Here is a 12,909-nt window from a genome sequence, read left to right on the forward strand (position 1 = left end):
ATTCTCATCAATATCTTGAAACCACCAACAATTTTTGAAAGGTTAGCTATCCAAAACTTTAAAAAAAGCAAATAAACTTTAATAAAAGTATTACAGATGAAAAAATGTATTTTAATATTTCTCCTATTCATTTCGCTGATTTATTGTTCTGATAAAGCACAACAAAATAAAGCTCCCTATAACCTGGTTGAAGAAGGTGATAACACTAAGTTCAATTATGATAATCTTTCACCAGATATTATTAATTATGGAGCTAAATCTTTAGAAAACTTCAATTATAAATTTCCTGATTCTGAATTATTTTCCAAAAGAATATCAGAAGTTTACGGGGTAAATATTGATGAATATACCAATAGGATTGTCTCCCTGAGAATTTCGGATTTTCCAGAAGTTGCTATAAAAAGTAAAGCATTTATATTAGTACAGGATAGCGATTCTGATGCTAAATATTCTATCACGCCAGATATTTTATATCAGTATAATAAATTTATTATTTATAAAGATAAAACGGCGTTAAAAATCCTGAAAATGAGAGATCCTTATCTTACAAAAGATCTGGTTTTATATTATGGATATAATGAAGATAAAGATCTTGTAGATTTTGCTTTCAAAGATTTCGATTTTTCAAACATAACATCCTTCCATGAATTAATTTTCGGAAGAAAAAATAAAAATCACCAATTTGTACTTAGAAAAGGTATAGTGGATGATATTGAACAAATTGTTTATAAAGGCAAAACAAAGGAATTACTCTCTGAAGCCAAAGAAGGAAACGGATATGATTCATTGGGAGAAATTCTCAATATGATGTATAAAAATCAGATCGATTATGCAGAGGGTGATAAAAGTATTGCTTTTTTATGTGAAAAATCATTAAATGTAGGTGATATTGGAGATATTCAGAGCTTTATCAATAAAAACAAAGATTTTATTAAAAAGTTAGAACACAATAGCTATTATGGCAACGAAAGATTAAAAGTCTTTTGTGAAAACTTAGAAATATTCAATGGTTCGGACGACAATAAAGTAATTAGTGATCCTGATGGATATACCAATCTAAGAAAAGATAAAAATACCACTTCAGAAGTTTTACAAAAAATAAAATCAGGTGAACAGGTAAAGCTTTTAGATCAAAATGGAGATTGGTGGCTTGTGGAAACAAAGGATGGCAAAAAAGGTTATATTCATAAAAGTAGAATAAATAATGAGTAATACATAATAAAATATATTTCGGTTAGTAACATTTAGACGATTTTTCCTTCTTTTTCGCCATTGTCCACATTTTTAACTATAAAAACTTTTCTATAGTCAATGGAAGTTTTTATTTTATTAAAACTGTATTACCATTTAAAAAGCTCAGATATTTTTATAAAAAGAAACAGAGATTCACTAAATTCAATATTCTTTTTAATAATTTCACTATAAAACAAAAATAAAGTGATAGAAAAGGCTATTTTCAACAATTAATAACAAATTTATAAATAGTGATTTTTTCATAACTTTACTTTAAATTTCTCACCTCTTGGCTAATCTCTATAAAAAAGACTCTCCCTTTCAGGTTTATATATCATTCAAAAAATATTTGGATGTTCTGGAGCATATCCGATATAATGACAGATTGGAATACAGGGTGAACTATGCAGAGTCTTTAATTGAGAGTACCAGAAATTTTAAAGAGCTAAGAGAAGGGTTTCAGGACACTGCTCTTCTTGATAAATATGAGGACCTCATCAGACTGCTTCTTGCCGATCTTTTCCCCACAGGTCTCACCAGAAATGAAATAAAAGCAGCAAGTATCCCTCTTTCCAATATCACCTTCAACTATACCGAAAGGTTTAAAGATATTCTGAAAGATGCAGGGAAAGACTTCGAAATAGAACTCAGAAATATTTCAGATAATGAATTTTATGTATTCTGCTGCTGTCTGATTCTTCAGAGCTACTTCAAAAAAGATATTAAAAGTACACTTCCGTTTTATTATGATATCCCCAACAAACAGGGAATCATGAAGCATTATAAAATTACAGTCAATTCAGATTTCACGGAAATTACACCTACAGAAGATGCCAAAATTCCATCTGATGATATTCTGGATATGCTGCTGGAAAATCTGGATGATTTTAAACTGTGGAAAAAATATTTCCCTTCGCAATCATGGATACTGAAAGGATTCACCATTATTTCACTGGTAGACTGTACCTCTGAGGTAGCCCTTTCCGATCTGAAATCAAGTATGATTGAGATTGATCCGGAAAATATGAATCCCAATGAAAATCTGACGGAAATTTTTAAATCCTATTTTGATGTTTCTGAGCTCAGTTTCGGCCTGATGACTTTTAACAAAAAGGAACAGAAACTGGATAAACTCCCGATTTATGAGAGTCTTCTCACCAATCATATCCTGGATTTCTGGATCAACGCTTTTGACGAAGATACCCGTAAGACGACTTTTAATAACTTAAATCATAATTCAAAACCTGTCGTTGTTTCCAATGTAAACAATCTGGATGAAAATGTAAAGCTGCTTCCCTCCTTTAGTATATTAAAGGATAATAATGTCAACAGCTTCATGGTAATTCCGATTATGAAAGACGGTGAGCTCCTTGCCATCATGGAGTTTACTTCTCCAATTGCAGGAAGTTTCAATGGTTTAAAGCTTAAAAAACTGGAGTTTTTCACCGATATGGTTCTTTTCTCTCTGAACAGATTCTACTTTGAAAAAAACTATCAGATAGAAGCCATTATCCAGCGTGAATATACAACCATCCACGACAGTGTGGTGTGGAAGTTCAGAAATGAAGCAGAAAAGTATTTTACAGCATCGCTCGGAAAGAAAATATATACTTTAAAGCAGATTGCCTTTAAAAATCTTACTCCTTTGTTTGGCGTTTCAGATATCCGTTCTTCTTCGGAAAAACGTTTTAATCTGATGCTGCAGGATCTCAATCAGCAGATTGAATGGCTGAATGAAATTTTAGTGTTGACCAATTCAGATTCAGAGAAATTTGTACTGGCACTGGATGTTTTTGAAAATGAAATCAACAATGAGATCAAAGCAGATACAGAACAACGTTTTCAGAGATTATTAAGAGAAGAAATTCATCCTTTTTTACAGGGCAAGCTGGAAGTAAGAACTTCAAGGGAAATAAAGACGAGGATTAAAGACTATTTTTCACACATCTTCACCTCTACGGACCTGTTTTATCATCACAGAAAAAACCTTGATGATTCTATCACTCTGGTCAACCGAAAACTGGCAGATATGCTGGACGAAAGCCAGGTGAAAGCACAGGAAATATTTCCACATTATTATGAAAGATTTAAATCTGATGGTGTAGAGCATAATCTTTACATTGGTACTACCATTGCTCCTGAGCTTCATTATACCTCAAAAGTAGTTCATAAACTGAGATACTGGCAACTGAAGACCATCTGTAAAATGGAACTTGAATTTCAGTCGTTCAAAAAATATCTTCCGGTACCGCTGGATATCGCATCACTGATCTTTGTATACAATGAAAAAATAGACATCCGTTTCAGAATGGATGAAAAACGCTTTGATGTAGACGGCGCTTACAATTCATACTACGAAATTATCAAAAAACGTCTGGATAAAGCCCATGTGAAAGATTCTTCAGAACGCATCACTGCACCCGGAAAAATCACCATCGTCTATTTCGGAATGGAAAATCAGAAGGAATATCTTGACTACATTTCTAAACTCCAGAAAAAAGGAGTTCTACAAAATGATATAGAATTTTTAAGAGTAGAAGATCTTCAGGGAATTACGGGATTGCTGGCATTAAGGGTTTCTTTTACCCTACCGCAGGAATAGAAATTATTCTAATCCACAAAATAAGTATCCGGTTTCTTCAACTCTCCTTGAGGAATTCCTGCCTGCTCAAAAATAGAAAACTCAATCGTACGGCAGATGCTGTTCAGGGCAAGATCATTTTCTTCTTCACCAAAAGGTTCACCGATTTCCTGGATAATGGCATCAAGAGCAATAAAGGTATAGCTGATCAACAAAACAATCATAGGCATCATCCATCCCAAAGAATCTACCAGTCCGAAAGGAAGCCAGAAACAATAAAGATACACCGTGCGATGCAGTAAAACACTATAAGCAAATGGTAATGGAGTATTGTAAATTCTCTCACAGCCTCCGGAAATGTTAGAAAACTGATTGAGCTGATGATCCATAGAAGTCATTACAATAGTATCTATATTTCCTTTTTTATGCTGTTCGTTGAGCCAGTCTGCAATAAATCCAAGAATAATACTGGGAATAAATTTCTTACTCTTTACCTGTTCCAGTTGTTCAGGAGAAAGAAGCCTTTCAAGGTGTTCCGTCCCGGATTTATCTCTCAGCTGAAAGTTCAGTGCCCAGGAAAATGCAGAGATCAGCTTAATAATTTTCTCTTTTTCCACTTTAGCTTTAGGTGAAGAATCGTTTACTAAGGATAAAATCTGTCTCGTCAAAGACCTGGTTTCAATCACAAGTAATCCCCAAAGCTTACGTCCTTCCCAGAAACGGTCATAGCTTGCAGAATTACAGAAACCCATAAAAATAGCCAACGCCAATCCTATCAATGTAAAAATGGTAGGATTGAGATGCACTTTATAATCAAATATTTTTCCTTTGAAAAAATAGATAGCCAAAGAAAACAGCGTGATAATGCTAAGCTGAACAACAATTTTCTTTAATACGGAACCTCTCCATATAAATAACATTTTCAGCCAATTCGTACGCTGTCTGACTATCATTCGTGTGTGTTTATTAATTAAAGACTAAGAAAAGCCATTCCGAAAGATAAAACGGAAATAATAATCCCTGCCATAAAAATCTTATAGGTAATGGATAAAAGTTTATATTTCCTATCCAGAACTTTTCCAAGATAATACAGATCCTTCACCATGGAATCATAGATATAATCCCTGTCTTTAATAAGGTCTTTCATGGCATTGTTATAATCATCAAATAACATCTGCTGAAAGTTTCCGAAGAACAGCAGGTTTACTTTTCTGTTGGCAATATCCTGAGGAGTAAACGTTGTTTTCGTCACATTAGGTTTTGTAGACAAAATAGCAAATATGATCGTAAATACACTCGATAGCAACAGAATAAAACTCGGAAGAATCAGATGTGAATTTTTAGGGGCATCCAGCTTTGGAACCAATACGGAAAGACAAACTGAAATGATAATGGCATTTACAGATAAAAGAATATTGGCTTTACTGTCTGCAATATCACTCAGCCTTGTATGGTTGTTCAGGGTTACCCTGAATAAAGTATCCACACTTCTGTCTGATTTTTCTTTTTCCTTTTTACCCTCTGCGCTATCCTTTTTATTATCTTTTTTCTCTTCTTCTTTTTCCAATTTCTTTTCTATCTTTTTGATGTTCTTCTTTTTCAGGGGCTCCCAGTTTTCTTTAGCATAATCCGTATAAAAAGTATGCTTGTTTTTCAGCATATCAAGATTTCCGGCATTCCATTCTTCATTGGAAAAACATCTTACATTGGTCAGTTCCCATTCTTTTCTCAAAGCATCGGAAATATCGCTGTAATCGTGACCCGCAAAATGACTGAAATCAGCATCCTTTACAATTTTCTCAAGCAAGTTCTGAGGTTCATAATGTATTTTCGTAGCCAGAATCAACTTTTCAACATCTGCAATATAGCTTTCCGGATAATTTTCCTGGTGTAAAAAGGCTTTCATCACCTCCACGCTCCTTTCCTCATGGTTCAGAGCACATTCTATATACCCTGTATCATGAAACCATAATGCTACAAGTACCTTCTCCTGATCCTCTTCAGAAACAGGAGTATTTTTCATGATTTCCTCCGCCTTATTGACAGTATAGGCAGTATGGATAAAATTATGATAAAAATATACCGAAGATAACTTATCTTTGAATAAGATTTCAACATAATTTTTAGCTTTGTGTAGAATGCTCATCCCTGAAATTTTGTTAATGTAAATTTATGAATTTATCCTTTAAAACTCATCTAAAAAATACTTCTATTGTTCTTAGAACAGTAATGTCCGCAGGAGTCCTTTATTCCTGTGCTACCTATAACGTACAAAAGGGCAAAAACTTATTTGAAGTAAAAGATTCCGAAATAAAATCCGAAAATGATTTTAAACTTTTTCTGATTGGAGATGCAGGAAATGCAGATGAACCTCAGGCCCAAAAAACTCTGAATTTACTGAAAAGTAAGCTGGATTCTGCCAACAGTAACTCTATGCTGATCTTTCTGGGAGATAATATCTATCCCAATGGAATGCCCAAAGAAACAGATAAAGACTATGCCCAGGCAAAACAGAAACTGGAAAACCAGCTTGCCATTACCAAAAATTTCAAAGGAAAAACACTCGTAATTCCCGGAAATCATGACTGGTACAATGGAATTGAGGGATTGAATACCCAGGAAGGACTGGTTAAAAAATATCTTGATGATAAAAAAGCTTTTCTTCCTAAAAACGGCTGTCCTATTGATGACATTAATGTTTCTAAAGATATCAAGCTTATCGCAATCGATACGGAATGGGTAATTGCCAACTGGGATAATTATCCGGGAATCAATAAAAACTGTAATATCAAAACCCGTGAAGATTTTTTTACCGAGTTTAAAGATCTCATCATTAAAAATCAGGGTAAAAGAATAATTGTTGCTTTACACCACCCTATCATCAGCAGCGGAACCCATGCAGGTTTCAATTCTGCAAAATCTCATCTCTTTCCTTTAAAGAGTAAAGTTCCCGTTCCTGTGGTGGCAAGTGTAATCAATATTTTAAGAAGTTCCTCAGGAGCCAGTCCTGAAGATATCAATAACCAACATTATGCAGATCTGGCCAACAGGCTGAAAAGCATTGTTCAGGATAAAGAAAATATTATTTTCGTTTCTGGACATGATCATAACCTGCAATATCACGAAGATGGAAACCTGAGACAGATCGTCAGTGGTGCAGGTTCTAAAACAGATCCGGCAACCATTGTAGAAAAGACAGACTTTTCCTACGGAGGCAGCGGTTTTGCTGTTTTAAATTTCAGAAAAGATGAAAGTACAGATGTTGAGTATTTTTCAACCAAAGATGCCCAGCTTCAAAAACTGACTCATGTTTCCGTGATTTCCAAGCCAGATGTATTTGTCAATAATTTCCCTAATTCTTTTCCTGCAACATTCTCTTCAACCATTTACCCGGTTCAGCTTACTGAAAAAAGAAAGTTTTACCGTTGGCTTTGGGGAGATCATTACAGAAGATATTATGGAATTCCCATTGAAGCTCCCACGGCCAACCTTTCAGAATTGAACGGAGGATATATTCCTTTTAGAGAAGGTGGAGGAAACCAATCCAACAGTTTGCGGCTGAAGTCTGCAGACGGACAGGAGTTTGTAATGCGAGGGGTGAAAAAAAGTGCAATTCGTTTCTTAAACAATATGGCTTTCCAGAAAAGTACATTAGGAGAAGAACTTGCAGATTCATATCCTGAAAAATTCCTACTGGATTTTTATACTACCAATCATCCATTTACTCCGTTTACGATTGGAAATATGTCGGAAAAGCTCAATATTTTTCATAGTAATCCAAAACTATACTATATCCCCAAACAACAAGCTTTGGGAAGATACAATGAGAATTACGGAGATGAAATGTATATGATTGAAGAACGTTTTTCTTCTGATCCTAAAACATTGGCTTCCCTTGATCATGCAAATGATATCGTTTCTACGGATGATGTATTAAAGAACCTCAACAAAAGCAATAAATATTCTGTCGACAGGGAATCTTATATCAGAGCAAGATTATTTGATATGCTTATCGGTGATTGGGACAGACACTCGGACCAGTGGAAATGGGCACAATATGAAGAGGGCGACAAAGTGGTTTACAAACCTATCCCTAAAGACAGAGATCAGGCATTCAGTAAATATGACGGTGCAGCCTTCAGGATTATTATGAATGTTCCTGCCATCCGCCACATGAAAACCTTTACAGAAGATATCAGCAGTGTGAAATGGCTTGCGATGGAGCCTTATCCTATGGATCTTGTATTTTTAAAAGGTGCTGACCAAAGTGAATGGGAAACTCAGGCAAAATACATACAGGAACATCTGACTGATGCTGACATTGATGATGCATTCCATAATCTTCCGAAAGAAGTACAGGATGACACCATTGCTGAAATCCAGAGAAAACTGAAAATAAGAAAAACAAAACTTCAGAGCTACGCTGCACAGTATTATGATGTATTGCAGAAAAAAGTTCCTCTGGCAGGAACGGTAAATCCTGATAAGTTTGTGATCACCAAAAACGGACACTCCGTACTGGTACAGCAATATAAGCTGGGTAAGAATAAAGACCAGAATGAACTGGTTTTTGAAAAGACTTACCATCATTCAAAAACTAAAGAATTATGGATCTATGGTCTGGAAGATGATGATACCTACGTAGTAACAGGTAGTGGAAATCCTAAAATGACCATCAGACTGATTGGGGGATATAACCATGATACCTATAACGTTGCGGATGGAAGAAAAGTGAAGATTTATGATTTTAAATCTCAGAAGAACACCTATAATGCAGGAAATGCAACCAAGAATATAACTGATGATTATGATATCAACAGTTATAATTATAAACACCCGAAATATAATTCCGTTGCCGGATATCCAAACCTGGATTACAACCCGGACGATGGAGTCATTGTGGGGGTTCTGGCCAATTATACGGTGAATAATTTCATTCGTGATCCTTTTACCCAAAGACATAGCTTAAAAGCTAATTTTTATACTGCAACTGCAGGATTTAGTCTTACCTACAAAGGTGTATTTAAAAAAGCCATCTCAGGTTGGGATATCAACCTTGATGCATTTTATACAACCCCCAGATTTTCTCAAAACTTCTTCGGACTTTCCAATGAAAGTGAATACGACAAGGAAGATACAGAAAGGGAATACAACAGAGCCAGAATTTCCAAGTTCAACTTTGCTCCTTCTATTTCTCAAAAGAGCTGGATGAACCTCAGCCACCAGTTTCAACTGACTTTTGAAGATAATAAAGTACAAAGAAAAGCGGACCGTTTCATCAACCAGTCACCGGATGTGAGACCAGGCGTATTCAACAGTCAGCAATTTGTGGGAGCAAATTATACATTCGGATATAAAAATGCAGATAATGCGGCCTTCCCTACTCTTGGTTTGGAATTTATGTTGAATGCAGACTGGAAAGCAACACTTTCTGATTTCAACAAAAACTTTGTGACCGTAAAAGGAAAGCTCGCCATTGACCACAGAATTGATAAGAAAGGGAAATTTGTATTTGCCAACTCCAGTAATGTCATGTGGATCAATAATAATCATTTTGAATTCTATCAGGCTGCAGCTATCGGAGGGAATAACGGCATGAGAGCTTTCAGAAATGAACGGTTCTCAGGAAGATCATATTTTACCAATAACTCAGAAATCCGCTGGGATTTTGGAAGGGTCAGAAATAATATTGTTCCGGCAAACATGGGAATTCTCATCGGATATGATATCGGCCGTGTATGGAACGACAATGAAAATTCCAGAAAATGGCATCAATCTGCCGGCGCAGGGGTATGGCTGAGTATTGTGGAAATGATGTCTGCAAGATTGAATTATTTCTATGGTTCAGACGGTGGAAGAATTTCTGCCGGAGTAGGAATGAAGTTTTAAACTTCTTCTATTAAAATGAAATCAACTCTGTGTTTGCTATTAACATTGAAATCCTAATACAACACAAGACACTGTTTAACAGTATATTAAACTACTTATAAATTGAATCCTCAAAAAATATCAATTTTAATGAAATTTAATATTTAAAATTTTCAACTCACATTTTTTACTGATAACATAAATATGGCTTTTAAATAAAAGCCATATTTTCAGCTATATAAGTCAAACTTACACATAGTCCAATATGTTTATCAATTCTTTAAAAAATAGACATTTTAAAAACATTTTATCTTTGCGGCAATTAAAAAATCAACAAATGATGAAAAAGAAGCTATTGTATATGGCATTATTTGTCATGTTCATTCACTTAAATGCACAGATAGGGATTAAAACTCCAACACCTCAAAATACATTACATGTCAACGGCTCGCTTCAGGTAGTTAAAGATCTGAATGTAGGCGGAGATGACAGAACAAAAGGAAATTCCGGAAACAGAGGTGAATTCTTAATGTCAAACGGAGCCGGAAATACTCCGGTATGGAAAACCATTGAATCAGAAAACTTTCTCAAGGTAGTGTATGTTGGAAACAAAACAGATATCAGCCCGGCAAGCGGAAGTTATACAGGCACCCATTCTACTCCGGTCAGTACTCATGAGAATTATTCACAAACCTATATTTTCAATGTGAGTAATAAAATTGATACGGCTTATTTAACCTATAATTCAACAACAGGTCTTTTCACAGTTGTAAAACCGGGATTTTATAATATTGTTCCTTATGCTACCTATGATCTCAATTTAAATCCATCAGGACAAACGGCAGGAACAGCCAATTCTTATATCCAAAAAGTATCACCTGCCCTTACAACACTTGCGGGAATATCCACCGGGCACGGAGAACGTACTACAGGATTGAATCATAATCTTTCATCCATTAATTTCTTCAATACCGGAGAAACCTTCAGAATACGCTGCCGTTATACGCAGGATTTCCGTTTATCGAGTGGTAATATTCACATTTCTTATCTTACTCCATAGTCTATAAAAAGTCAATCACTTCAATACATTCATATATTCAAAACCCTACAGATTTCTCTGTGGGGTTTTATTTATTCATTTATGGTACTGGGAAGTATAAGAGTACTTGTCCGTTGACATCATATTTATAGTTCCATGTTTTTGTTGATGCTTTTGGCGAGATATTAGTTTATTATAAAAAATTTAGTTTAGAGAAAAAGTATACACATTTCCACCTTCATTCTTCCCTTTCTCATCTGCAATCATTAATGTTTTATCATCAAAGAAAACAAGGGCTTCCTTCTGGGAATTATGACTCAACGGGACTTTCTGAATTTTTGCAGCACTGAAATCGTTGGCCGTGAATCCTGTAAGAACATGTACATTTTTATGGGTAAGCAATACAATTTTATCTTTGGTACTATTGATGGTAGCAGAGGTAATAGCAGCATCGTTATACCCTCCATCAAGCTTTAACGTCCCTATTAACTTCGCTTCAAAATCCCCTTCTTTATTAGGTACCTGGAATACAAGGAAAGTTCCGTCAAAACCTTTGCTTCTGTTTTTGGTGAATAAGTAGAAGTTACCATCCATTTCTACAAAAGCCTCACAATCATACAAAAGATTTGATTTTTTCGGAGGAAATTCCGTCTGTCCCTGATAATGGAATTTCGTAGTCTGAACAACCTTGGTGGTAATTTGTTTGCTGTCTTTCAAATCTGTTTTTAAGATAGCCAGATCCTGTCTGTTATTATCATTATTACCAAAATCCCCAATATAAATATTTCCCTGAGTATCTGATATGATGTCTTCCCAGTCTGTATTTTCAGCACTTTCCACAGGGATCTTTGCCAGCATATCACCTTTGTCACTCAGCCCGTATATTGCATTTTTATTTCCTCTGTCTTCTATTACCCAGATCGTTTTCTTATCTTTTGACAAAGTAATTCCGGAAACTTCCTTCAACTTTTTAGGTAAGGAAAACTGAACTTTTAATTCATCTTCTTTAGCAGGAGAATTTTGAGCTTTCGGATTGCAGCTCAATAAAAGCAAAGCAGGTAAAATAAGAAAACGTAACATAGGTATATTTTTATTTTTTAATTGAATGTAAGAAGCATTAATTGTTCCAATCAGAAGTTATGAAAGTTTTTTGGCCTTTTCCCAAAGAACATCCATTTCTTCCAGAGACATATCTGCTAATTTTAAATCCTGCTCTTCAGCAAGCCCTTCCATCTTTTGAAATCTTGAAATAAACTTAAGATTAGTTCTCTCCAGCGCAGAATCCGGATTGATTCCTGAAATTCTGGCATAATTGATCAGGGAGAAAAATACATCACCAAGTTCCTGTTCTTTTTTATCCAGATCAGTCTCAGCATGAAACTCCTGGATCTCCTCATCTACTTTCTTCCATGCGTCTTCTGCATCATGAAACTCAAAACCGATACCTTTCACCTTATCCTGAATTCTGTAAGCTTTAACCAGACTCGGAAGGCTTTTCGGTACTCCACCCAAAATAGATTTGTTTCCTTCTTTTAATTTTAATTTTTCCCAGTTCTGTTTCACTTCTTCTTCATCTTTCACCTCAACATCTCCATAAATATGAGGATGACGGAAAATCAGCTTTTCATTAAGGGAGTTGATAACATCTGCAATATCAAAACTCTCTTTTTCAGAACCTATTTTAGCATAAAAAACCAAGTGAAGCAAAACATCACCCAGTTCTTTTTTTATTTCCTGTAAATCATCCTGTAAAATGGCATCTGAAAGCTCATAGGTTTCTTCAAGGGTAAGATGGCGAAGCGACTGTAATGTCTGCTTCTGATCCCATGGACATTTTTCGCGCAAATCATCCATAATATCCAATAATCTTCCGAAGGCCTCTAGTTTCTCCTGTTTCGTATTCATAAGTAATGGGAAATTCAATCTTATACAAATGTAAGGGATATTTTGGGTCTTTGGTAGAGGTTTGAAGTGAAAATTTGGACGTTTATGGTTAAATAGGATACGAGATACGGAGTTAGTGAGATTCGAGGTTCAAGGTTCAAGGTTTAAGGTTTAAGGTTTAAGGTTTAAGGTTTAAAGATAAAGACGAAGCTTGAACTCTGCAGAAAATTTCACTAATACCTGCTACCTGCTTCCTAACATCTGCTTCCTGCTACCTAATAAAAAACAAAAAGCCTTGTCCGGA

General features: G+C 35.2%; 8 protein-coding genes. 4 read left to right on the forward strand and 4 right to left on the reverse strand.

Annotation, left to right across the window (positions count from 1 at the left end):
• The first annotated feature begins 96 nt into the window (after positions 1-96).
• Positions 97-1,212, forward strand: coding sequence for an SH3 domain-containing protein (locus tag JOE44_RS13520; protein WP_209785980.1), 1,116 nt, complete (start codon positions 97-99; stop codon positions 1,210-1,212).
• A gap of 310 nt (positions 1,213-1,522) precedes the next feature.
• On the forward strand, positions 1,523-3,835 hold the full coding sequence (locus tag JOE44_RS13525; RefSeq protein WP_209785981.1) for a GAF domain-containing protein: 2,313 nt from the start codon (positions 1,523-1,525) through the stop codon (positions 3,833-3,835).
• Positions 3,836-3,843: 8 nt separating this feature from the next.
• Here JOE44_RS13525 and JOE44_RS13530 read toward each other — a convergent pair whose 3' ends face one another.
• A complete protein-coding gene (locus JOE44_RS13530; RefSeq protein ID WP_209785982.1) occupies positions 3,844-4,767 on the reverse strand; it encodes a bestrophin family ion channel in 924 nt (307 codons plus the stop codon).
• A 17-nt stretch (positions 4,768-4,784) separates the two neighbouring features.
• Positions 4,785-5,960, reverse strand: a complete 1,176-nt coding sequence (locus JOE44_RS13535; protein ID WP_209785983.1) for a Pycsar system effector family protein — start codon at positions 5,958-5,960, stop codon at positions 4,785-4,787.
• 26 nt (positions 5,961-5,986) lie between these two features.
• On the opposite strand from JOE44_RS13535, the gene JOE44_RS13540 reads away from it, so the two are divergent.
• Complete coding sequence (locus tag JOE44_RS13540) at positions 5,987-9,703, forward strand: metallophosphoesterase (RefSeq protein WP_209785984.1); 3,717 nt, start codon at positions 5,987-5,989, stop codon at positions 9,701-9,703.
• 316 nt (positions 9,704-10,019) lie between these two features.
• Positions 10,020-10,742, forward strand: a complete 723-nt coding sequence (locus JOE44_RS13545; RefSeq protein ID WP_209785985.1) for a hypothetical protein — start codon at positions 10,020-10,022, stop codon at positions 10,740-10,742.
• Positions 10,743-10,925: 183 nt separating this feature from the next.
• Here JOE44_RS13545 and JOE44_RS13550 read toward each other — a convergent pair whose 3' ends face one another.
• Positions 10,926-11,801: an SdiA-regulated domain-containing protein gene (locus JOE44_RS13550; RefSeq protein WP_209785986.1), complete on the reverse strand. Its 876-nt coding sequence runs from the start codon at positions 11,799-11,801 to the stop codon at positions 10,926-10,928.
• Positions 11,802-11,858: 57 nt separating this feature from the next.
• On the reverse strand, positions 11,859-12,626 hold the full coding sequence (gene mazG, locus JOE44_RS13555; RefSeq protein ID WP_209785987.1) for a nucleoside triphosphate pyrophosphohydrolase: 768 nt from the start codon (positions 12,624-12,626) through the stop codon (positions 11,859-11,861).
• Positions 12,627-12,909 lie beyond the last annotated feature (283 nt).

The sequence above is a fragment of the Chryseobacterium sp. PvR013 genome, assembly GCF_017833095.1.
GTDB classification, from domain to species: domain Bacteria; phylum Bacteroidota; class Bacteroidia; order Flavobacteriales; family Weeksellaceae; genus Chryseobacterium; species Chryseobacterium culicis_A.

Excerpts from the sequence above, each read along its gene's own strand:
- JOE44_RS13520 (WP_209785980.1), top strand. The coding sequence starts at position 97 with ATGAAAAAATGTATTTTAATATTTCTCCTATTCATTTCGCTGATTTAT.
- JOE44_RS13530 (WP_209785982.1), bottom strand. The coding sequence starts at position 4,767 with ATGATAGTCAGACAGCGTACGAATTGGCTGAAAATGTTATTTATATGG.
- JOE44_RS13535 (WP_209785983.1), bottom strand. The coding sequence starts at position 5,960 with ATGAGCATTCTACACAAAGCTAAAAATTATGTTGAAATCTTATTCAAA.
- JOE44_RS13540 (WP_209785984.1), top strand. The coding sequence starts at position 5,987 with ATGAATTTATCCTTTAAAACTCATCTAAAAAATACTTCTATTGTTCTT.
- JOE44_RS13545 (WP_209785985.1), top strand. The coding sequence starts at position 10,020 with ATGATGAAAAAGAAGCTATTGTATATGGCATTATTTGTCATGTTCATT.
- JOE44_RS13550 (WP_209785986.1), bottom strand. The coding sequence starts at position 11,801 with ATGTTACGTTTTCTTATTTTACCTGCTTTGCTTTTATTGAGCTGCAAT.
- mazG (WP_209785987.1), bottom strand. The coding sequence starts at position 12,626 with ATGAATACGAAACAGGAGAAACTAGAGGCCTTCGGAAGATTATTGGAT.